General features: G+C 73.6%; 18 protein-coding genes. 10 read left to right on the top strand and 8 right to left on the bottom strand.

What is annotated here, in order from left to right:
* Positions 1-61: 61 nt before the first annotated feature.
* Complete coding sequence (locus E4623_RS00845) at positions 62-1,297, top strand: SpoIID/LytB domain-containing protein (protein ID WP_167736413.1); 1,236 nt, start codon at positions 62-64, stop codon at positions 1,295-1,297.
* A 141-nt stretch (positions 1,298-1,438) separates the two neighbouring features.
* Here E4623_RS00845 and E4623_RS00840 read toward each other — a convergent pair whose 3' ends face one another.
* From E4623_RS00840 to E4623_RS00825, 4 genes are all read right to left on the bottom strand, one after another.
* A complete protein-coding gene (locus E4623_RS00840) occupies positions 1,439-4,825 on the bottom strand; it encodes a pyruvate carboxylase (protein WP_134764631.1) in 3,387 nt (1,128 codons plus the stop codon).
* A gap of 114 nt (positions 4,826-4,939) precedes the next feature.
* Positions 4,940-5,839, bottom strand: coding sequence for a homocysteine S-methyltransferase (gene mmuM / locus E4623_RS00835; protein ID WP_134764630.1), 900 nt, complete (start codon positions 5,837-5,839; stop codon positions 4,940-4,942).
* Complete coding sequence (locus tag E4623_RS00830; protein WP_134764629.1) at positions 5,836-7,431, bottom strand: PH domain-containing protein; 1,596 nt, start codon at positions 7,429-7,431, stop codon at positions 5,836-5,838. Before E4623_RS00830 ends, mmuM begins: the two co-directional genes overlap by 4 nt.
* Complete coding sequence (locus tag E4623_RS00825) at positions 7,428-7,928, bottom strand: PH domain-containing protein (RefSeq protein ID WP_245154765.1); 501 nt, start codon at positions 7,926-7,928, stop codon at positions 7,428-7,430. Before E4623_RS00825 ends, E4623_RS00830 begins: the two co-directional genes overlap by 4 nt.
* Positions 7,929-8,127: 199 nt before the next feature.
* Here E4623_RS00825 and ilvA point away from each other — a divergent pair, with 199 nt between their 5' ends.
* Positions 8,128-9,390, top strand: a complete 1,263-nt coding sequence (gene ilvA, locus E4623_RS00820) for a threonine ammonia-lyase IlvA (RefSeq protein ID WP_134764628.1) — start codon at positions 8,128-8,130, stop codon at positions 9,388-9,390.
* Positions 9,391-9,572: 182 nt separating this feature from the next.
* Here ilvA and E4623_RS00815 read toward each other — a convergent pair whose 3' ends face one another.
* The 4 genes from E4623_RS00815 to E4623_RS00800 all read right to left on the bottom strand — a co-directional run bounded on the left by E4623_RS00815 (position 9,573) and on the right by E4623_RS00800 (position 13,642).
* Positions 9,573-10,268: a hypothetical protein gene (locus E4623_RS00815; RefSeq protein WP_167736412.1), complete on the bottom strand. Its 696-nt coding sequence runs from the start codon at positions 10,266-10,268 to the stop codon at positions 9,573-9,575.
* A 354-nt stretch (positions 10,269-10,622) separates the two neighbouring features.
* The gene (locus E4623_RS00810) at positions 10,623-12,311 is read right to left on the bottom strand and encodes an FAD-binding dehydrogenase (RefSeq protein WP_134764626.1); all 1,689 of its coding nucleotides are present in this window, start codon (positions 12,309-12,311) and stop codon (positions 10,623-10,625) included.
* Complete coding sequence (locus E4623_RS00805) at positions 12,308-12,880, bottom strand: TetR/AcrR family transcriptional regulator (protein WP_134764625.1); 573 nt, start codon at positions 12,878-12,880, stop codon at positions 12,308-12,310. Before E4623_RS00805 ends, E4623_RS00810 begins: the two co-directional genes overlap by 4 nt.
* A 54-nt stretch (positions 12,881-12,934) precedes the next feature.
* Positions 12,935-13,642 carry a GntR family transcriptional regulator gene (locus E4623_RS00800; RefSeq protein ID WP_134764624.1) on the bottom strand — a complete coding sequence of 236 codons (708 nt, stop codon included), beginning with the start codon at positions 13,640-13,642 and terminating at the stop codon, positions 12,935-12,937.
* On the opposite strand from E4623_RS00800, the gene E4623_RS00795 reads away from it, so the two are divergent.
* The 8 genes from E4623_RS00795 to E4623_RS00760 are packed head-to-tail and all read left to right on the top strand — an operon-like array spanning position 13,641 to position 21,615.
* Entirely contained in the window at positions 13,641-14,555 is a 915-nt protein-coding gene (locus E4623_RS00795; protein WP_134764623.1) for an FAD binding domain-containing protein, read from the top strand. The genes E4623_RS00800 and E4623_RS00795 overlap by 2 nt on opposite strands.
* Before the next feature lie 19 nt (positions 14,556-14,574).
* Entirely contained in the window at positions 14,575-15,135 is a 561-nt protein-coding gene (locus E4623_RS00790) for a (2Fe-2S)-binding protein (protein ID WP_134764622.1), read from the top strand.
* Positions 15,135-16,514, top strand: coding sequence for a molybdopterin cofactor-binding domain-containing protein (locus E4623_RS23290; protein WP_134764621.1), 1,380 nt, complete (start codon positions 15,135-15,137; stop codon positions 16,512-16,514). The genes E4623_RS00790 and E4623_RS23290 overlap by 1 nt, the downstream gene beginning before the upstream one ends.
* Before the next feature lie 2 nt (positions 16,515-16,516).
* Complete coding sequence (locus E4623_RS23285) at positions 16,517-17,536, top strand: molybdopterin cofactor-binding domain-containing protein (protein ID WP_134764620.1); 1,020 nt, start codon at positions 16,517-16,519, stop codon at positions 17,534-17,536.
* A complete protein-coding gene (locus E4623_RS00775) occupies positions 17,536-18,402 on the top strand; it encodes a MoxR family ATPase (RefSeq protein ID WP_134764619.1) in 867 nt (288 codons plus the stop codon). The genes E4623_RS23285 and E4623_RS00775 overlap by 1 nt, the downstream gene beginning before the upstream one ends.
* The gene (locus E4623_RS00770) at positions 18,389-19,603 is read left to right on the top strand and encodes a VWA domain-containing protein (protein ID WP_134764618.1); all 1,215 of its coding nucleotides are present in this window, start codon (positions 18,389-18,391) and stop codon (positions 19,601-19,603) included. The genes E4623_RS00775 and E4623_RS00770 overlap by 14 nt, the downstream gene beginning before the upstream one ends.
* Positions 19,596-20,519, top strand: coding sequence for an amidohydrolase family protein (locus tag E4623_RS00765; RefSeq protein WP_134764617.1), 924 nt, complete (start codon positions 19,596-19,598; stop codon positions 20,517-20,519). The genes E4623_RS00770 and E4623_RS00765 overlap by 8 nt, the downstream gene beginning before the upstream one ends.
* On the top strand, positions 20,512-21,615 hold the full coding sequence (locus E4623_RS00760) for an XdhC/CoxI family protein (RefSeq protein WP_134764616.1): 1,104 nt from the start codon (positions 20,512-20,514) through the stop codon (positions 21,613-21,615). The genes E4623_RS00765 and E4623_RS00760 overlap by 8 nt, the downstream gene beginning before the upstream one ends.
* The last annotated feature ends 9 nt before the right edge of the window (positions 21,616-21,624 follow it).

Genomic DNA, 21,624 nt, shown 5'->3' with positions numbered 1-21,624 from the left:
GGGCGACCCCGCGGTGGCCGCCGTCGGTCGACGTCGGTGCCCCTCGACCCTGGAGTCCTCGGTGAAGCTGCTCGTCGCGCTCAGCGCCCTCGTCCTGACCACCGCGCTGGCGGTGACCGCGCCCGCGGGCGCCGAGGACGACCTCACCCTCGACGCGGTGACCGGGCGGGCGGCCGAGCCGGCGGCCGAGCGGGCCGCCCCGTCGGTGCGGGTCACCGGCAACGGCTACGGGCACGGCCACGGCCTGTCGCAGTACGGCGCCCAGGGTGCCGCCGGCCAGGGCCTGAGCCACCGCGAGATCCTCGGCTTCTACTACCCCGGCCTGACCTGGGGTCGTGCCGGCGGCAACGTCTCCGTGCTGCTGACCGCCGACACCAGCACCGACGTCGTGGTCGTCGACCGGGGCGGCCTCCGCTACCGCAGCCTCGGCAACGGACGCACCGTCCGACTCACGAAGCCGCGCGCCGCCCGGCTGTGGCGGATCACCCCGTCGGCGGGCGGACGCACGAGCACGCTGGCCTGGAAGGGCCAGCGAGGGCGCTGGACGAAGGTCCGCACCACGCCGGGCGAGGCGCAGTTCACCGCGGGCGGGGAGCCGATCACCCTGGTCACGCCGTCCGGGCGCCGGGCGTACCGCGGGGTGCTCCGCTCGGCGGGCGCGACCGCGACGACGGTGCAGCGCGACACCGTGAACGTCGTCCCGCTCGACTCCTACCTCAAGGGCGTCGTGCCGCGGGAGGTCCCGGCGTCCTGGCGCGCGGCCGCACTGCGCTCCCAGGCGGTGGCGGCGCGCACCTACGCGGCCTTCGACCGTCGCGACGGCACCGCGCGGCACTACCAGATCTGCGACACCACGAGCTGCCAGGTCTACGGCGGCTTCACCGACGAGCACCCGGCGACCAACCGCGCCATCGACGCCACCCGCGGCCAGGTGCTCCTCACCGCCGACGGGCTGCCGGCGTTCACCCAGTTCTCGGCCAGCAACGGCGGCTACCTGGCCGCCGGTTCCCAGCCCTACCTCGTCGCCAAGCGCGACCCCTACGACACCGCCTACCGCGGGTGGACGGCCACCATCAGCGCCGACCTGGCCCGCCGGGTCGCCGCGGCCAACCCCGACGACCCCACCGACATCGGCACGTTCCGGTCGATGACCGTGCTCGGCCGCGACGGTGGTGGCGCGTATGGCGGCCGGGTCACCTCGATCCGGATCACCGGCACCGCCGGCTCGACGGTGCTCACCGGCGAGAACTTCCGCTACCTCGCGGCCCTGCGCTCGACCCTCTTCACGCTGGGCTGAGCGCTGACCCGTCAGCGATCGCTGACGGGTCAGCGCTCGAACCGGGCCGACCCGTCACCTATAGGTGACGGGTCAGCGCTCGAACCGGGCCGACCCGTCACCTATAGGTGACGGGTCAGCGTGGGTCGGGACGGCGGGCGATCAGGACAGGACGACGACCAGGTCGCCGCCGTCGACGGCCTGGGTGCCGGTGAGGGCGACCCGCTCGACCGTGCCGGCGACGGGGGCGGTGATCGAGGCCTCCATCTTCATCGCCTCGATGGTCGCGACGGTCTGGCCCGCCTCGACGGCGTCGCCGGCGGCGACGGCCAGGGTGACGACGCCCTGGTACGGCGCGGCGACGTGCCCCGGCTTGCCGGGGTCGGCCTTCTCCGCGACCGCGACGTCGGAGGCGATCGAGCGGTCGCGCACCGAGATGGGCCGCATCTGGCCGTTGATCGTGGTCATCACGGTGCGGATGCCGCGCTCGTCGGGCTCGCTGATCGCCTGCAGCCCGATCAGCAGCGTGACGCCGGGCTCGAGCTCGACCTCGTGCTCCTCGCCCTGGCGCAGGCCGTAGAGGTAGTCGCGGGTCGGCAGCACCGAGATGTCGCCGTAGGTCTGCCGGGACTCGTCGAACTCGCGCGTGGGGCCGGGGAAGAGGAGCTGGTTGAGCGTGCGCCGCCGCGTCGGCGACGCGCCGGCCAGCCCGGCGGCCTGGTCGTCGGTGAGGTCCTCGGCGGGCGCCTTCCAGGTGCGGCCCTCGAGGGCCTTGGAGCGGAACGGCTCGGGCCAGCCGCCGGGCGGGTCGCCGAGCTCGCCGTTGAGGAAGCCGATGACGGAGTCGGGGATGTCGTACCGGGAGGGGTCCTCGGCGAACTCGGCCGGGTCGGCCCCGATGCCCACCAGCGCGAGGGCCAGGTCGCCGATCACCTTCGAGGACGGCGTCACCTTCGGGACCCGGCCGAGGATGTCGTTCGCCGCGGCGTACATGTCCTCGACCTGCTCGAACTTCTCGCCGAGGCCGAGGGCGATCGCCTGCTGGCGCAGGTTGGAGAGCTGGCCGCCGGGGATCTCGTGGCGGTAGACGCGGCCGGTGGGGGCGGGCAGGCCCGACTCGAACGGCGCGTAGACGCGGCGGGTCGCCTCCCAGTAGGGCTCGAGCGCGTTGACCGCGGCCAGCGACAGGCCGGTCTCCCGCGCCGAGTGGTCGGTCGCCGAGACCAGCGCCGACAGGGCCGGCTGGGACGTCGTGCCGGCCACCGCCGCGCAGGCCGCGTCGACGGCGTCCACCCCCGCGTCGATCGCCGCCAGGAGCGTGGCGAGCTGCCCGCCCGGGGTGTCGTGGGTGTGCAGGTGGACCGGGAGGTCGAAGCGGTCGCGGAGCGCGGTGACCAGGGTGCGGGCGGCGGGCGCGCGCAACAGGCCGGCCATGTCCTTGATCGCCAGCACGTGTGCGCCGGCGTCGACGATCCGCTCGGCCAGGCGCAGGTAGTAGTCGAGGGTGTAGAGGTCCTCGTCGGGGTTGGACAGGTCGCCGGTGTAGCAGAGGGCGACCTCGGCGACGGCGGTGCCGGTGGCGCGCACGGCCTCGATCGCCGGCCGCATCTGCTCGACGTCGTTCAGGGCGTCGAAGACCCGGAAGACGTCGATGCCGGTGGCCGCGGCCTCCTCGACGAAGGCGTTCGTGACGGCGGTGGGGTACGGCGTGTAGCCGACGGTGTTGCGCCCGCGCAGCAGCATCTGGAGGCAGATGTTGGGCACCGACTGCCGCAGCACGGCCAGCCGCTCCCAGGGGTCCTCGCCGAGGAAGCGCAGCGCGACGTCGTACGTCGCCCCGCCCCAGGCCTCGAGCGACCACAGCTCGGGCGTCGTGCGGGCCACGTGACCCGCGACGGCGTCGAGGTCACGCGTGCGGACCCGGGTGGCGAGCAGCGACTGGTGGGCGTCGCGGAACGTCGTGTCGGTGACGGCGACGCGGTCCTGGGCGCGCAGCCGGCGGGCGAACTCCTCCGGGCCTACGTCCAGCAGCAGCTGGCGGGTGCCGTCGGGGGCCGGGACGTCGAGGTCGACGGCGGGCAGCTTGCTGACCGGGTCGATGCTGACCGGCGCGGCGCCGTGCGGCTGGTTGACCGTGACGTCGGCGAGGTAGGTCAGCAGCTTGGTGCCGCGGTCTCCCGAGCTGCGGGCGCTCAGCAGCTGCGGGTGCGTCTCGATGAACGACGTCGTCACCCGGCCGGCGGCGAAGTCGGGGTCGTCGAGGAGCGCCTGGAGGAACGGGATGTTGGTGGAGACGCCGCGGATGCGGAACTCGGCGACCGCGCGCTTGGCCTTGGCGACCGCGCTCTCGAAGGTGCGGCCGCGGCAGGTGAGCTTGGCCAGCATCGAGTCGAAGTGGGCCGAGACCTCGGCGCCGGTGTACACCGTGCCGCCGTCGAGGCGGATGCCGCCGCCGCCGGGGGAGCGGTACGTCGTGATGATGCCGGTGTCGGGGCGGAAGTTGTTGGCGGGGTCCTCGGTGGTGATCCGGCACTGCAGGGCGGCCCCGCGCAGCTGCACGGTCTCCTGCGAGAGGCCGAGGTCGTCGAGGGTCTCGCCCGCGGCGATCCGCAGCTGCGACTGCACGAGGTCGACGTCGGTGACCTCCTCGGTCACGGTGTGCTCGACCTGGATGCGCGGGTTCATCTCGATGAAGACGTAGTTGCCCGCGGGGTCGAGGAGGAACTCGACGGTGCCGGCGTTGCGGTAGCCGATCTCGCGGGCGAAGCGGACGGCGTCCGCACACATCCGCTCGCGCAGCTCGGGGTCGAGGTTGGGCGCCGGCGCGATCTCGACGACCTTCTGGTGCCGGCGCTGCACGGAGCAGTCGCGCTCGAAGAGGTGCATCACGTGGCCGACGCCGTCGGCGAGGATCTGCACCTCGATGTGCCGCGGCTCGACGACCGCCTGCTCGATGAAGACCGTCGGGTCGCCGAAGGCGCCCTCGCCCTCGCGCATGCAGGTCGCGACCGCCTCGCGCAGGTCCTTCGGGTCGTCGACGCGGCGCATGCCGCGGCCGCCGCCCCCGGCGACGGCCTTGACGAACAGCGGGTACGGCAGGTCCGCGGCCGCGGCGACGAGGGTGTCGACGTCCGTGCCGGGCTCGACGCTGGCCAGCGTCGGGACGCCGGCCGCCTTGGCCGCCGCGATCGCGCGCGCCTTGTTGCCGGTCAGCTCGAGGACGTCGGAGGTCGGGCCGACGAAGGTGATGCCGGCGTTGGTGCAGGCCTCGGCCAGCGCCGGGTTCTCCGAGAGGAACCCGTAGCCGGGGTAGACGGCGTCCGCGCCCGACTTGAGGGCCACCGCCACGATCGCGTCGGCGTCGAGGTAGGCGCGCACGGGGTGGCCGCGCTCGCCGATCTCGTAGGCCTCGTCGGCCTTGAGGCGGTGCTCGGACCAGCGGTCCTCGTAGGGGAAGACCGCCACCGTCTTCGCACCGAGCTCGTACGCCGCGCGGAAACCGCGGATCGCGATCTCGCCGCGGTTCGCTACCAGGACCTTGGAGAACATGGCCGCAAACCTAGTGGCGCCAGGGGTCGTCCCTGTTACGGGTCTCATGGTGCGGGTGGTGCAGGGACGGCGCCGTCGCCGACGGCGGGGAGGTGCGGCGTGGTGCCGGCGGGCTCAGGCGTCGCGACGTCGGACGTGCTCGGTCAGGGCGGCGATGTCGCGGGGTCCGGTGCCGCAGCAGCCGCCGACCAGCCGGGCGCCCGCGCCGACCCAGGCGTCGACCAGGCCGACGTCGAGACCGCCGACGCCCTCCCACGCCCGGGTCTCGCTGTTCCAGGTGCCGCCGCGGTTCGGGTAGACCACGGCCGGCAGCCCGGTGACGGTGACGCTGGTCGTGACGGCGTCCAGGACGTCGCCGGGCGCCGAGCAGTTGACGCCGGCGGCCACGAGCGAGGTGCTGCCGGACAGCACGGCGTAGGCGTCCTCCAGCGGTTGCCCGGCGGCCGTCTCGGCGCCCCGGACGACGTAGCCGAACCAGGCGGGGATGCCGATCTCGTCGAGCAGCGGCACCAGCACGGCCGCCTCGTCGAGGTCGGGGACGGTCTCGACGGCGAACAGGTCGGGCCCGGCCGAGGCGAGCAGCTCGAGGCGCGGGCCGTGGAAGTCCCGCAGCTCGCGGGCGGTGCGGCCGTAGCGGCCGCGGTACTCGGAGCCGTCGGCCAGCACGGCGCCGTACGGTCCCACGGACGCCGCCACCCGCAACCCGGTCCCGCGCGTGTCGGTGGCCTCGTCGCGGGCGACCCGGGCGAGCTCGACGGCGGTCACGACGAGCCGCGTCGCCTCGGCCTCGTCGAGCCCGGCGGCGACGAGGCTCGGGACGCTCGCCTGGTAGCTGGCCGCCGTGGCGACCTCGGCGCCGGCCTCGAAGTACGCGCGATGGGCCGCGACGATCCGCGCCGGGTCGTCGCGGAGCAGACGGGCGGTCCACAACGCGGAGCCGAGGTCGGCGCCGAGCTCCTCCAGGGCCGTGGAGAGGCCGCCGTCGAGGATGGTCGTGGTGGGGGTCGCGGTCATGCGGAGAGGCTAGGGCGTGGCGCGACGGGCTCGAGGAACTGCTCGACCAGACCGGGGACGGCGTCGTCCGCGAGCGCGACGGCGGTCGGCTCCGGCACGTCGGGCGCGGTGACCGACCCACCGCCGCCGGCGGTCGTCGCGACCAGCGTCGTCAGCCCGGCCCGGCGCTGGAACCAGGTGTCGCGCAGGTTCCAGCCGATGACGTGCTCGGCACCCAGCACCTCGCGCCGCCGGGTCAGGCTGCCGGAGCGGACGACGACGTACCCCTCGGCGAGGACGTGCCCGAGCCCGGCCACCCGGTCGGCGGCGAGCGCGGCCGTGGCGGCGAGGGCCGTGACGGCGACGACCACCGGCCACCACCAGCCCGTGGCGACCGCGAGGACGACGGCCGCGACGACCACGGGCAGCGCGCCCAGCAGGGCGCGGGTCCAGCGCCGCCGGGCCGCCCGTGGGCCGTGGCCGACGAGCCGGGCGTCCACGGGCACGGCCGAGCCGAGCAGCTCGCCTGCGACCCGGGTCGCGACGCCGGCGTCGGCGGGCGGGACCAGGGTCGAGCTGCCGCTCTCGCTGCGGTCGACGCCGGTGACGATCGCCTGCAGGTGCCGGCCGCCGGCGAGGCGGAGCGCGAGCGGCTCCCCGAGCGCGACGCCGGCGAGGCGGCCCTCGTCGATGCTGGTCTCGCGGGTGGTGAGCAGCCCGCGCCGCACGTGCCAGGCGCCGGCGGCGCGGGTGAGCCGGTAGCCGCCGTTGGTGACGAGGTAGCCGAGCACCGAGGCGGCCGCCAGCACGACGAGCGCGCCGACGACGAGCAGCGCGATGCCGAGGAAGGACGGCACGGCCAGGTCCCCGACGTCGAGGCGCTCCCAGAGGTCGAGCGAGTCGAGCACCTGGCTCAGGGCGCCCACGGTCGCCGCGACCACGACGGCGCCGGTGGCCGTGAACGGCGCGAACCGCAGCCACCGCAGGTCGAAGGTGGCCAGGGTGGTCGGCGCCGCGGCGTGCGGTCCGCCCGCGTCGCCGTCCCCGCCGGCCGTCGCGGCGGGACCGACGGGCGCCGCGCGCAGCAGCTGCGCGCGCAGGGCGTGCGCGCGCCCGACCGGGAGCCCGTCGAGGTCCAGCGACTCGCCGTCGTCGCTGCTGGCCAGGCCGGTGCCGATGCGCAGGGTGGTCAGGCCCAGCAGCCGGTGGATGAGGGAGGCGGTCAGGTCGACGGTGCGCACCCGGGCGACCGGCGTCGACGTGACCCGGCGGCTCAGCAGGCCGCGACTGAGCTCGACCCGTCCGTCGGCCACCCGGAACCGCGTCGTGAGGTAGCGGAAGATGCCGTACACGATCGGGACGGCGACGCCGAGCAGCTGCCACGGGGGCCCGCCGGAGGCCGACCCGGCGATGAGCAGGCCGACGAGGACCGGCAGGAACCTGACCAGCTCGCGCACCGGGTGGACCAGGAGCATCCGGGCGTCGAGACGCTGCCACCCCTGGTCGGACGGCGCGGTGGGCGGGACGGGCGGGTCCGGTGGCGCGGGTGCCGCGGGTGCCGCGGATGGGTGGGGTGGACCGGACGGGTCGGGCGGGCCGGGCGGGTCGCTCACGTGGCGTCGCCCTCGACGGCGTCGGCCTTGAGGGTGAGGTCGTCGACGAGGCGGCGCGCGGTGTCGCGGTCGAGGCCGTCGATGCTGATCGCGCCGGCGGCCGAGGCGGTGGTGATGGTGACGCGGGCGAGGCCGAACAGGCGGGCGACCGGCCCCTCGGCGTAGTCGACGGTCTGGATCCTGCTCATCGGGGCGATCCGCCGCTCGCGCGCCCACCACCCGGTCTGGGTGTAGACGGCGGTCTCGGTGGTCTCCCAGCGGTGCACCAGGTAGCGCCACCGCGGCACGACGACGGCCCACACGACCTGGACGGCGGCCAGCGCGGCGATCGTCCAGGCCGGCACGCGGTCCCACAGCAGGACGGCGCCGGTGAGCAGCGCGACCGCGAACACCCCCTCGACCACCGCGCTCAGGTGCCACATGGTCCGCGCCCGCGGGCTGACCCGGTGGGCGGGCTCGCGCAGGCTGATCCCGACCGTTGCCCCAGCTGCGCCCACGTCGGCGAGCGTAGTGGGGGCGGTGACGCGGCCGGGCCGGGCGGGCGAGGGTGCGCGGGGTCCGCCGGCGGGTAACGCACCGTTCGTTGCACCTACCCGCCCGTATTCGGGCGGGTAGGAACGCACAACGGTGAGTTACCCGCCGGCTCGCCGGACCGTCTCCCGGTGCGACGTTCAGCCCCGCGTAGGTTGAGGCACCGTGACCGAGCAGCCGTACCTCGCGCCCGTCTCGGCGGACTCGATCGAGGAGTCCGCCCGCCGCGTCGCCGGGGTCGCGGTCCGCACCCCGCTGGAGCGGAGCACCCGGCTGTCCCGGCTGACCGGGCTCGAGGTCTGGCTGAAGCGGGAGGACCTCCAGCCGGTGCGGTCCTACAAGGTCCGCGGCGCCTACAACTTCATGGCCCAGCTCAGCGCCGAGACGCTGACCCGCGGCGTCGTGTGCGCCAGCGCGGGCAACCACGGCCAGGGCGTGGCGCTGGCCTGCGGCCGGTTGCGTGCCGAGGGGCGGATCTACGTCCCGAAGACGACCCCGCGGCAGAAGCGGGACCGGATCGCCGCGCTGGGCGAGGGCAGCGTCGCGGTCGTCGTCCTGGGCGACACCTACGAGGAGGCGAGCCGGGCCGCCGCGGCCGACGCCGCCCGCACGGGCGCGACCCTGGTGCCGGCGTTCGACGACCCGCGCACGATCAACGGCCAGGGCACGGTGGCGCCGGAGATCGTCGAGCAGCTCGGCCGCGCGCCCGGCACCGTCGTCGTCCCGGTCGGTGGCGGCGGGCTGCTGGCGGGTACGGCGACGTGGTTGCGCGAGCGCGGTCACGCGACGCGGATCGTCGGGGTCGAGCCGGCCGGCGCCGCGTGCCTGGCCGCGGCGGTGGCCGCCGGCGGTCCGGTGGACCTCCCGTCGGTCGACACCTTCGTCGACGGTGCGGCCGTGGGACGAGCCGGCGCGCACACCTACGCCGCGGTCCGCGACCGCGACGTCGACCTGGTCACCGTCGAGGAGGGCCGGGTCTGCACCGAGATGCTCGACCTCTACCAGAGCGACGGGATCATCGCCGAGCCCGCCGGCGCCCTCGCCACGGCCGCGCTGCTCGCGCTCGACCTGCCGCCCGGCTCCGACGTCGTGTGCGTGGTCTCCGGGGGCAACAACGACGTCAGCCGCTACGGCGAGGTGCTCGAGCGCTCGCTGGTGCATCGCGGGCTCAAGCACTACTTCCTGGTCTCGTTCCCGCAGGAGCCCGGCGCGCTGCGCCGCTTCCTCGACGAGGTGCTCGGCCCCGACGACGACATCACCCTCTTCGAGTACGTCAAGCGCAACAACCGGGAGACCGGCCCGGCCCTCATCGGCGTCGAGCTCGCCGACCCGGGCGACCTCGCCGGCCTCCTCGCGCGGCTCGAGGCCAGCCCGGTGAGCGTCCAGCCGGTCGAGCCCGGCAGCCCGTTCTTCCACTTCGTCGTCTGAGCCGGGTCCCGGCGGGAGCAGCCCGTCGGTCCACCTCCCCGGGTGGACCGACGGGCTGACGGCACGACGACGCTGTCCAGATGAAGTTCATCCTGCTGCTCGTCGTCCTGGTCATCGTCGCCGTCCTGGCCTACCGGTTCCTGCTCGCGGGTCGCACCCGCCGCTGACCGGGCCGGTCCGGCTCAGCCGAACTCGTGGGCCGCGATCGCGGCCTGGAGCTCCTCGTCGTCGACGCTGCTGTAGGCACGGCCGTCCTCGATGAAGGCGACGAACGGGCAGTCCGCCGCCGGGGCCGCGAGGTCGGGAGCCGTCCCGAGGTCGCGACCGGTCGCCGCCTCCACGAACCGCAGCGAGTACGGCACGGTCACGAAGGTGTAGGTCACCGGCTTGTCGTCGGCGTCCGTCGACTCGCACTCGATCTGGTCGGCCGGCTCGCCGGGGGTCAGGCAGGCGACCACGCTCACCTTGGCGAAGTCCTCGTAGTCGACGTAGTAGGGCTGGTCGGAGGGCACGTACTGCGACAGCCACAGGTCGTTGCCGGGCAGCTGCTTGAACGGCGAGATCTTGGGCGCGGCCGGGTCGTAGGCGGCGGCGTTGGACATCGCGCCGCCGTCGCAGACGTCGCCGACGTCGGAGCCGTACTCCGCCGTGAACGGCGTCCCCGTGCCCTCGGCGGGCTCGGTCTCGGTCGGCTCGACCGGCTCGGGGTCCTCCGGGTCGGGGTCGGCGGGGGAGTCGGTCTCGGCCGGCGTGCTCGGGTCGACGGGCGCCGAGGTGTTGTCGTCGCTCGCCCTGCGGTCGTCGTCGTTGTCGTCGTCGCCCGAGAGGGCGAAGCCGAGGGCGGTGCCGACCCCGATGACGAGCACCAGGGCCACCACGCCCAGGCCGATCCACAGCCCGCGTCGCGACCCACCGCCTCCCGAGCCTCCGTGCCCGGACGGCGGGCCGTACGGCGGCTGGCCGCCCCATCCCGGCGGCGGGCCCCCGTAGGGGGGACCGCCGTACGGAGGACCGCCGTAGGGCGGACCGCCGTAGGGCGGGCCACCCGGCGGGGGACCGGACGGGGGACCGGACGGGGGACCCTGCGGCGGGTACCCGCCGGGCGGGGGCGACATGGGCGGGGGCGGCACGTGACCGGACATCGAGAGTTCTCCTGGGGCTGGCTCGGGGACCGCAGCCTGTCCGGTGGGCCGCCGGCACAAACCCGCCGGACCGCGCCCCGTGCGGACTGCTCAGCCGGTGGACGCGACGGCGCGCCCGGCCGCCCGGCCGGAGAAGATGCAACCGCCCAGGAAGGTGCCCTCCAGCGCGTTGTGACCGTGCACCCCACCGCCGCCGAACCCCGCGACCTCACCCGCGGCGTACAGGCCGGGGACGGGCTCGCCCGAGGCGTCGAGCGCCCGCGACGACAGGTCGGTCTGGATCCCGCCGAGGGTCTTGCGGGTCAGGATGTTGAGCCGGACGGCGATCAGCGGGCCGTGCGCCGGGTCGAGGATCTTGTGCGGCTTGGCGACGCGGACCAGCTTGTCGGTGCGCGACCGGCGGGCGTTGGCGACCAGCATCAGCTGGGCGTCCTTGGAGAAGCCGTTGTCGAGCTCGCGGTCGCGGGCCACGACCATCGCCTCGATCTCGGCGGCGTCGAGCTGCGGGCCGCGCGAGATCGCGTTCATGCCGGCGACGAGCTCGGCGACCGAGTCGGCGACGACGAAGTCCTCGCCGTGCTCCTTGAACGCCTCCACCGGTGACGGTGCGCCCTTGGCCAGCCGCTCGCGCAGCAGGACGCGGAGGTCCTTCTCGGTCACGTCGGGATTCTGCTCGGAGCCGGAGAGCGCGAACTCCTTCTCGATCACCGACTGCGTGAGCACGAACCAGGAGTAGTCGTAGCCGGTCGCGAGGATGGCACGCATCGTGCCCAGGTTGTCGCAGCCGGGGAAGTTCGGCGCGGGGAACCGCCTGCCGTGCGCGTCGAGCCACAGCGACGACGGTCCGGGGATGATCCGGATGGCGTGGTCGGGCCAGATCGGGTCCCAGTTGTGCACGCCCTCGGTGTAGTGCCACATCCGGTCGCGGTTCACGACGCGGGCGCCGGCGGCCTCGCTGATGGCGAGCATCCGGCCGTCGACGTGCGCCGGGACGCCGGAGATCAGGTGCTCGGGCGCCGGGCCCATCCGCTCGGTCGGCCAGGTCTGGCGGACGAGGTCGTGGTTGCCGCCGATGCCGCCGGAGGTGACGATGACCGCCGGGCCGCGCAGCTCGAAGGTGTCGACGACCTCGCGGGAGGACCTCACCCCGCGGTCCTCCTCGCTCGGTGCGAGCACGGAGCCGCGGACGCCGACCACCGTCGGTCCGGCCGGTCCGTCCTCGACGACCACCTCGTCGACCTGGTGGCGGAAGGCGAACGAGACCAGGCCCCGCTCCTCGGCCGCGAGCACCGGCTCGGCGAAGATCCGGACGACCTCCGGGCCGGTGCCCCAGGTCAGGTGGAAGCGCGGCACGGAGTTGCCGTGGCCCTGGGGGTCGGCGGCGCCGCGCTCGGCCCAGCCGACCATCGGCACCGAGCGGAGCCCGAGCGCGTGCAGGTAGTCGCGCTTCTCGCCGGCCGCGAACTCGACGTACGCCTCGGCCCACCGGCGGCCCCAGTGGTCGTCGGCGCCGTCGCCGAACCCCGCGGACCCGAACCAGTCCTGCAGGGCGAGCTCCCGCGAGTCCTTGATGCCCATCCGGCGCTGCTCGGGGGAGTCGACGAGGAACAGCCCGCCGAGCGACCAGAACGCCTGGCCGCCGAGGTTGGCCCGGTTCTCCTGGTCGAGGACCAGGACCTTCCGGCCGGCCAGCACCAGCTCGTGGGTGGCGACGAGGCCGGCCAGGCCGGCCCCGACCACGATGGCGTCGGGCTGGAAGTCGCTGGGGGAGTCGGTCACGGGTTCTCCTCGAACAGTGGGCGGAGCAGGTCGGCCAGGGCGCGCAGGGTCGCCTCGTCGCGATCGGGATCGGGCAGGACGTGCGCGACGGCGGCCTCGCCGTCGAGGTAGTTGACGACGAGCCGCAGCGCCGCCTGGTGGGTCGCGGTCCACGGGCGGCCGGTGGGGGCGAGGGCGGCCACCGCCGACCCGGTGCGCCGGTGGTAGTCGCGCAGCGCCGGCGCCAGGTCGGCGCGCAGCTCGGCGTCGGTGCGCGCGGCGCGCACCAGCTCGTGCCAGACCTGGTTGGGCCGCGAGCGCACCAGCCCGCGCAGGTGCCGCAGGGCGTCGAGGAGGCTCAGGCCGTCGGGCACGTGGTCCGTCTGCCGCTCGGCGACCCGGGCGGCGGTGGCGACCAGCAGGGCGCGGCGGTGCGGGAAGTGGCGGAACAGCCCACCCTGGCTGACCCCCGCCCGGGCGCAGATCGCGGCGACCGTCGTGTCGGCGTACCCGCGCTCGTGGACGACGACCTCGGTCGCGTCGAGCAGCCGGGTCACGGTCGCCGTACGACGCTCGAGCTGGGTGGGCACGTGCCCGACCCTAACTTGGCGAGTGGTTGCTCGCTAACTGGCGACCGGACGGGGCTAGGACGAGGTGGCCGGCCCGGCCGGGTGGGCGACGCCGTTCAGGTCGTGGGGCAGGTCGGCGTAGGCCCACTGGTGCACGCGTGCGTGCAGGCAGGCCCGGTCGACGTCCCCGGTCCGCAGGACTTCGAGCAGGTCGGCGTGCTCCTCGGCGACGCGGTCCAGGTCGGGAGCAGCGACGACCAGCGCGATGGCGGTGCGCGCCTCGATCTGCAGCCCCTCCCAGGCGCGGTCGAGCAGGAGGTTGCCGCTCGCCTGGACGATCCGCCGGTGGAACCGGCTGCTCGCGACCCCCATGGCGTGCAGGTCCTCGCCCTCGGCGCTGCGGTACATGTCGACGACATCCGCCTCCAGCGCCTCCCACGGGAGCTGCCCCCCGGTCAGCGCCAGCCGGGTGGCCGCCTCCTCCAGAGCGGCGCGCACCACGTAGGCCTCGCGAAGCGTCTGCTCGACGAAGGGGAGCACGTGCCTGCCGCGGCGGGGCCGGCTCTCGATCAGGCCGAGTCCCTCGAGCTCGCGCAGCGCCTCGCGGACCGGAGCCTGACTGGTTCCGAAGTCGGCGGCGATCTTGGTCTCGACCAGCCGCTCCCCGCTCTCCAGCTCGCCGGAGACGATCGACTCGACGAGGCCGTCGCGGATCCGCTCGCTCAGGGTGGGCTTGGCGACCCGGCCGGCGGGGGTGCGCGGCGCGGGCACGGAGGTCGTCATGCGTCAGGTTTCTTCTTCCCGTGCAGGAGGTGTGGCCGTCGCACGACGCCGGGCGGCGGCATTGACCAGCATAGGGGGAACCACTACGGTCATTATCGATATCGATAATGGAGGGCAGATGCTCACCGAAGTTCACGTTCCCGACGATCTGTCCGAGGCCCTCCGGCTCGTTGCCGGGGGAGCCCGGGTCCTGGGTGGCGGCACGAGCCTGATGCCGAGGCTCAACGACCACGCGTCGACGCCCACCGAGCTGGTGAGCCTGCGCCGGGTCGGCCTGGCCGGCGTACGGGTGGACGGGTCCGCCGTCCGCATCGGCGCGACGACCACGCTGGCCGAGCTCGAGCACGACGACCGGGTCGCGTTCCTGTCACCCGTCGTGCGCTCGATCGCCTCGGTGCCGGTGCGCAACCTGGCGACCGTGGGGGGCAACCTGTTCGCCGAGCAGCCCTACGGCGACCTGACCGTCGCGCTGGTCGCGCTGGACGCCCGGGCCTCGGTGCTGGACGCTGCGGGCCGCCGCGAGGAGCCGGTGGCCGCGCTGGCCGGACAGCACCACGGGCTGGTCACCGAGCTGGTGCTCGAGGTCCCGGCCCCGTCCACCTTCCGCTACCTCAAGGCCACCCGACGCCGCTACAACTCGGCCTCGATCGTCACGGTCGCCGCAGTGGTCGAGCAGACCGACGGCGTCGTGTCCGCCGCCCGCGTCGCTCTCGGGGGAGTCGGCCGGCAGGTCGTCCGCGCGACCCTCGTCGAGGCGGCCCTGCTCGGCCAGCCGCTCGACGAGGCCACCGTCGCGAGCGCCGCGCAGGCCGGTCTCGGTCAGCTCGACCCGAGCGACGACGCCTACGCCTCGGCCTGGTACCGAGCCCGCGTGTTTCCCGTCCACCTGCGCCGAGCCCTGCTCGGGCGCTGACTGCGAAGAAGGTCCCGCGATGACGGTCAAGATCGTCAACCTCAAGCTCAACGGCGTCGACAAGGCCTTCATGGCCCGACCCGAGACCACCCTGCTCCTGGGCCTGCGCGAGCAGCTGGGGATGATGGGCGCCAAGCGCGGCTGTGCGCAGGGTGCCTGCGGCTCGTGCACGGTGCTGCTCGACGGCAGCCCGGTGGTGTCGTGCCTGGTGCCCGCCGTCACGGTCGACGGGTCCACCGTCGGCACCGTCGAGGGCCTCTCCGACGGTCAGGTGCTCAGCGACGTGCAACAGGCCTTCCTCGACGGGTTCGCGACGCAGTGCGGCTTCTGCACCCCCGGCATGATCATGTCCGCGGAGGCGCTCCTGGAGCGCAACCCCGACCCGACGACCGAGGAGGTCCAGGAGGCGATCAGCGGCAACGTGTGCCGGTGCACCGGGTACGAGCCGATCATCACCGCCATCCTCGATGCCGCCGCCCGTCGTCGGGGCACGACCGCCGCCACCACCCCGGAGACCGACGAGGGTCCACCGCCGACCACGGCGTACGAGTCCTCCGAGGGAATGCGGGCGGACGTCTGATGGCCAAGATCAACGAGATCGACACCGAGTTCTTCGCCGACGAGCGCTCGTCGAGCTTCACCGTCATCGGCACGCCCGCGCAGCGGTCCGACGCGCTCGGCCACGTCACCGGGAAGACCGAGTTCTTCGAGGACCGTGCCTTCCCCGACCTGGCCCACGTCAAGATCCACCGCTCGGTCCACCACCACGCTCGGATCGACAGCGTCGACTGCTCCGAGGCGCTCAAGGTCCCGGGCGTCCTGCGGGTCATCACCCACCACGACGTCCCGGCCAACTGGTACCTGGTGCTGCGACTGATCGGCGTCGAGCCCCACGACGAGCCGGTGCTGGCCGAGGACCGCGTGCTCTACGTGGGGGAGCCGATCGTCGCCGTCGTGGCCGACACCGAGGCGGCGGCCATCGAGGGCGCCAGTCGCGTCAAGGTGTCCTACACCGAGCTGCCCGCCGTCCTCGACGTCGAGGAGGCGCTGTCCCCGGACGCGCCCGTCATCAAGAAGGACGGCACCAACTACTTCGTCTACGAGGGGCACCACGCCCGCCGCATCCGCTTCGGTGACGTGGAGGAGGGGTTCGCGCAGGCCGACCACGTCTTCGAGTGGCGCTACAGCTCGGCACCCATCGAGCACGCGCCCACCGAGACCACCGGGTGCATCGTGGTCCCGCAGAGCGGCAACCGCCTGCTCATCCACTCCAACACCCAGGCGGCCTTCTTCACCCTCGACAACACCGCGCTGATCCTGGACCGCCCCTTCACCGACCTCCAGGTCAAGGGCGGCACCGTCGGTGGCGGCTTCGGCGGCAAGGTCGACGTGATCGTCGAGCCACTGGCCTGCATCGCCGCGACCCTGACCAACCGACCGGTCAAGTTCGTCTACTCCCGGGAGGAGGAGATGCAGGTCTCCTCGCCCCGGGCCGCGGAGCGGATCTACATCAAGGACGGCGTGATGGCCGACGGGCGGATCGTGGCGCGCAAGGTCATGCTCTACGTCGACTCCGGCGCCTACTCGCGGCACACGCCGTACGGCACCACGAAGGCGGCAGCCCACCTGCCCGGTCCCTACACGATCCCCAACGTCCACGCCGACTGTCACTGCGTCTACACCAACCGGACACCGTCCAGCGCGATGCGCGGCTTCGGGGTGACCATCGCCGACTTCGCCATCGAGTCGCAGATGGACCGCATCGCGCGAGCGCTCGACATCGACCCGCTCGAGCTCCGCCTGCGCAACGCCTACCGCGACGGGGACATGAAGGCGCACCGCAAGGTCGCCTCGGGCACCGCCCTGATCGAGGTCATCCAGCGGGCTGCGGCCCTGGTCGGTCACGACCTGCCGCCGGAGTACCTGGCCATGTCGTCGTCCACCCCGAGAGAGGCCTGAGCATGGCCCTGCTTCGTGGACGCGGCTACGCGTCCGTCAACTACCCCACCGGCATGAACCTCGGCGGCGACCCCTCCCAGGCGCTGATCCACGCCACCACCATGGGCGGCTTCGTCGTCAGCCTCTCCTCGGTCGACCTCGGCCAGGGGCTCAAGACCATCGCGGCGCAGTGCGCGGCCGAGACCCTCGGCATGCCCATGGACAACGTCATCGTCGACACCGCCGACACCGACACCGGCCCGCACTGCATGGGCACCTTCGCCAGCCGGGGCACCCACCGGGTCGGCAACGCCGTGATCATGGCGGCGCGCGAGGCCCGGGAGGTCATGCTGCAGGTCGCCGCCGAGGAGCTCGAGGTCGACGCGGACGACCTCGAGACCGACGGCTCGGGCTTCGTGCGGCTCAAGGGCAGTCCCGAGACGAAGATCCACGTCCAGGACATCGCGCTCGCGGCGCACTTCAAGCAGGGCAGGACCATCTCCGGGCGCGGCATCTTCCTCAAGGAGCGCAGCTACCCGGTCCCCGAGACCGGTGAGATGGACCCCGACTCGGCGCAGGCGCACGCGTGCACGGTCGCCGAGGTCGAGGTCGACGACGAGACCGGCATCGTCACCGTCCTCAGCCTGCACAACGCCTACGAGATCGGGCGGGCCCTGAACCCGGCGATGGTGACCCAGCAGGTCGAGGGCGGAGCGTGGATGGGTGTCTCGCACGCCGTCTTCGAGGCCACCGAGCCCTACTACCCGAGCTCGCGGGCGCACGGTCCCGTCGACTTCTGCGAGTACCTGATGCCCGGACCGGCCGAGACCCCCGTCCAGACCAGCGTCATCCTCGAGCGACCGGCGTCCAACGGTCCGTTCGGCGCCAAGGGCATCGGCGAGATGACGGCCAACGCCCCGATCCCGGCGGTGGCCAACGCCATCTTCGACGCCTGCGGCGTGCGGATCACGGTGATGCCGTTCACCCCGGAGTCGATCCTGCGGGGCCTCGACGAGCTGCGTGACGCGGAGCCGTCGGCCTGATGCTCATCGACCACGCCACGCTGGACCGGCAGCTGTCCGAGCGCCGGTACTTCGCGGACGAGGGCCTGCTGACGGCGGTTCGCCTGGCCGTCGCGCTGGGGCGACCGCTGCTGCTGGAGGGCGAGCCCGGGGTCGGCAAGACCGAGATCTCGCACGTGCTCGCCGAGGTGCTCGGACGCGAGCTCATCCGCCTGCAGTGCTACGAGGGGATCGACGTGTCCCAGGCGCTCTACGAGTGGGACTACCCCAAGCAGCTGCTGAGCCTGCGCGCCGCCGAGGTGGCCGGCGCCGTCGTCGCCGACCTCTACGACGACGCGTTCATCCTGGAGCGGCCGCTGCTGAAGGCCCTGCGCAGCCCCACGGGGGCGGTCCTGCTGATCGACGAGATCGACCGCGCCGACAGCGAGTTCGAGGCGTTCCTCCTGGAGTTCCTCGACGGCTTCCAGATCACCATCCCCGAGATGGGCACGGTGACCGCGACCGTGCCCCCGGTCGTGGTCCTGACCTCCAACCGGACCCGCGAGCTGCACGACGCGCTGAAGCGCCGCTGCCTCTACCACTGGATCCCGTTCCCCCAGCCCGAGCGCGAGCGGGCCATCGTCGAGGCGCAGGCACCCGGACTGAGCGCGCGCAGCGCCGAGCAGCTGGTGCGCTCGGTCAACGTCATCCGCAGCCTGGGCCCGGTCAAGCGGCCGGGCATCGCGGAGTCCATCGCGTGGGCCCAGGGGTCGGTGGCGCTGTCCGAGGACGGCACCGCGTGGGGCGAGGCGCTACGCGCCTCCCTCGGGCTCCTGGTCAAGAACGAGGAGGACGTCGAGCTGGTCGGAGCCCACGACCACGAGGTGTTCACCGATGCCGACGACTAGTCCCGGGGTGCGCGCGGCGGTCGACCCCCGCCTCGTCGCCCGGACCCAGGACCACCTCTTCGCGTTCCTGCGGGCCCTGCACCACGCGGGCCTCAGCGTGCCGGCCAACAAGCAGCGGGACTTCCTCGCCGGGATCGAGGCCGTGGCGCCGTCCACCACCGGACAGCTCTACTGGGTCGGCGTCGCCACGATCGTCACGTCCGAGTCCGGGCACCCGGTCTTCGACGAGGTCTTCCGCCGCTTCTTCGGCCCGCCCGAGGACGCCGTCCTCGTCGTCGACGAGCCCGAGGAGGATCCTGCCGAGCAGGACGGCGACGACGGGGAGGAGGAGCAGGGCTCGGCTCCAGGAGAGGACGAGGTCGAGGACCTCCTCGTCTCGGAGACGAGCGGCTCGGGCCTCCGAGCCGGACTGAGCAGCCCCGAGCTGCCGAGGCGCTTCGGGTGCACCTCGGCGTCGGCGCGCGCGGTGATGCGTGAGATCGCCGCCGAGCTGCCCCGCGCGGTTCCCCGGGCGCGCTCGCGCCGCTACCGACCAGGACGCCGCCGCTACCGGGTGGACCTGCGTGCGGTCTACCTCGAGTCGCGGCGCACGCAGGGCGAGATCGTCCGGTTGCGGTGGCGGCACCGGCCGACGCAGTCGCGTCGTGTCCTGGTGCTGATCGACGTCTCCGGCTCCATGAAGCAGCACAGCCCCGACTACCTGAGGTTCGCGCACACCGTGGTCGCGACCTGCTCGGGCGTGGAGGTCTTCACGTTCGGCACCCGGCTGACCCGGGTGACCTCGGCCCTGCGGCACCGCGACGTCGACGACGCGCTCGACTCGCTGGCTCCGCTGGTCCTGGACGCGGACGGCGGGACGCTGATCGGCGAGAGCCTGGCGGAGCTCCTGGACAACGCACACTTCGTGACCATGGCCCGGGGCGCGCTCGTGCTGGTCCTCTCCGACGGCCTCGAGCGCGGAGACTGCGCGGCCATGATCGGGGCGGTCGGGCGGCTCTCCCGGCTCGCGCACCAGCTCACCTGGTGGTCACCCCTGGCCTGCGACCCCGCCTACCGGCCGCTGACCCGCGGCATGGCCGCGGTGGTCGGGGACCTCGACGCACTCGCGGGTGTCCGCGACCTGGAGACCGCGCTGGCCCAGGTGCGCAGCTCGTTCTCCCACGCCCCCGCGCACCACTCCAGGAGGAGGAACCATGACTGAGCAGCTCTACGACGGCGACATCGTCGACGCGCACCACCACGTGTGGCGCCAGGCAGACATGCCGTGGCTCTCCGGCCCCATGGTGCCCCGCATCTTCGGACCCTACGAGCCGATCCGCCGTGACTACCTCGTCGAGGAGTACCTCGAGGACGCCCGCGCCTCCGGCATCGGGACCTCGGTCTACGTGCAACCCAACTGGCCGCTGGACCGGGTCGTCGACGAGGTGCGCTGGATCGCCGAGCTGCACGAGAGGACCGGCTGGCCGATGGCCGTCGTGGGGTGCGCCGACCTGTTCTCCGAGGACGCCGTCGAGGTGATGCGGACCCAGCAGGCGCTGAGCCCGCTCGTCGTGGGGACGCGGCTCCAGCTGCACTGGCACGAACGCCCGGAGTTCCGGTTCGCCGACGGCCCCGAGCAGATGAAGGACCCGGTCTTCGACCGCAACCTCGCGAGCCTCCCCGACCTCGGCTGGCTCTTCGAGCTGCAGGTCTTCGCCGGCCAGATGTCCGACGCCGCCGCGCTGGTCCAGGCGCACCCCCAGGTCACCTTCGTCCTGGTCCACGCCGGCATGCTCGTCGACCGGGACGACGCCGACGAGCTCCGCCAGTGGCGTCTCGGCATGGACCGGCTCGCCACCCTCCCGAACGTGGTGGTCAAGCTGACGGGGCAGGGCACCTTCGTGCACCGCCTCGACGAGCACCTCCTGCGCTTCGTCGCCGACGAGGTCCTCGACCGCTTCGGGTCGGATCGTGCGATGTTCGGCACCAACTTCCCGGTCGAGAAGCTGTGGACGTCGATGCCGGAGCTGACCCGGGCATGGAGGCGGGCAGTGAGCCGCCGCACGCCGGAGGAGCAGGCCGACGTCTTCTCGCGCACCGCCCGTCGCGTCTACGGGCTGGGGCCGGCTGGTGCGTGACATCCTGTCCTCCCTGGAGAGGTGGACGAGCGCCGAGGTGCCGTACGCCACGGGCACCGTCGTCGGTACCTGGAGCTCCGCGCCTCGCCAGCCCGGCGCCTCGATGGCCGTGGCCGCCGACGGCGAGGTCGTCGGGAGCGTCTCCGGCGGCTGTGTCGAGGGCGCGGTCTACGAGGAGTGTCGCGACGCGCTCGACACCGGCGTGCCGCGGCTGCTGCGCTACGGGGTGTCCGACGACGACGCCTTCGCCGTCGGTCTGACCTGCGGCGGGATCCTCGACGTCTTCGTCCAGCCGGCGACCGCCCAGCAGTCGGCTCTCCTCGACCAGGTCGGCGCCCTGGTGCGGGACCGGCGACCGGTGGCGCTGGCGACGGTGGTCGCGGGGGAGTCGATCGGCCGTCAGGTCCTGGTCACCCCGGACGGGTCCACCGGTGACCTGGGCTCGGACCGCCTGACCGAGGCCGTGGTCGACGACGCCCGTGGCCTGCTCGCCCGGGGTGCCAGCGCCACCATCACCCTCGGCGCCGACGGGCAACGCCGCATGGAGGAGCTCTCGGTCTTCGTCGAGTCGTTCGCCCCGCCGCCGCGACTCATCGTCTTCGGGGCCATCGACTTCGCGGCCGCGGTCGCTCGGATCGGGAAGTTCCTCGGCTACCACGTCGTCGTGTGCGACGCCCGTCCGGTGTTCGCGACGACCACCCGGTTCCCGGACGCCGACGAGGTGGTCGTCGAGTGGCCCCACCGCTACCTGGAGCGGGCCGAGGTCGATGCGTCGACGTCGCTCTGCGTGCTGACCCACGACCCGAAGTTCGACGTGCCGCTGCTCGTGGCGGCGCTGCGGACGCCGGCGGCCTACATCGGGGCGATGGGCAGCCGGCGCACCCACGACGACCGGGTCCGCCGCCTGCGGGAGGAGGGCGTGCCGCCGGAGGCGCTGGCACGGCTCCGCTCACCCATCGGCCTCGACCTCGGCGCCCGTACCCCCGAGGAGACGGCCGTCTCGATCGCTGCCGAGATGGTCGCCTCGACGTGGGGTGGCAGCGGACGCGCCCTGACCGGGACCAGACACCCCATCCACGCCCCGAGCGGGCTCTGACCGCCACGA

The organism is Nocardioides sp. 1609 (genome assembly GCF_004522105.1).
Classification (GTDB): Bacteria; Actinomycetota; Actinomycetes; order Propionibacteriales; family Nocardioidaceae; genus Nocardioides.
Note: the sequence above shows the minus strand (reverse complement) of the source record. Positions and strands in the feature narration are given on the sequence as shown.

Bases quoted from the DNA above. Each gene is read 5' to 3' on its own strand.
- E4623_RS00840 (WP_134764631.1), bottom strand. From the start codon at position 4,825: ATGTTCTCCAAGGTCCTGGTAGCGAACCGCGGCGAGATCGCGATCCGC.
- E4623_RS00765 (WP_134764617.1), top strand. From the start codon at position 19,596: ATGACTGAGCAGCTCTACGACGGCGACATCGTCGACGCGCACCACCAC.
- E4623_RS23290 (WP_134764621.1), top strand. From the start codon at position 15,135: ATGGCCAAGATCAACGAGATCGACACCGAGTTCTTCGCCGACGAGCGC.
- E4623_RS23285 (WP_134764620.1), top strand. From the start codon at position 16,517: ATGGCCCTGCTTCGTGGACGCGGCTACGCGTCCGTCAACTACCCCACC.
- E4623_RS00770 (WP_134764618.1), top strand. From the start codon at position 18,389: ATGCCGACGACTAGTCCCGGGGTGCGCGCGGCGGTCGACCCCCGCCTC.
- E4623_RS00800 (WP_134764624.1), bottom strand. From the start codon at position 13,642: ATGACGACCTCCGTGCCCGCGCCGCGCACCCCCGCCGGCCGGGTCGCC.
- mmuM (WP_134764630.1), bottom strand. From the start codon at position 5,839: ATGACCGCGACCCCCACCACGACCATCCTCGACGGCGGCCTCTCCACG.
- E4623_RS00790 (WP_134764622.1), top strand. From the start codon at position 14,575: ATGACGGTCAAGATCGTCAACCTCAAGCTCAACGGCGTCGACAAGGCC.
- E4623_RS00775 (WP_134764619.1), top strand. From the start codon at position 17,536: ATGCTCATCGACCACGCCACGCTGGACCGGCAGCTGTCCGAGCGCCGG.
- E4623_RS00795 (WP_134764623.1), top strand. From the start codon at position 13,641: ATGCGTCAGGTTTCTTCTTCCCGTGCAGGAGGTGTGGCCGTCGCACGA.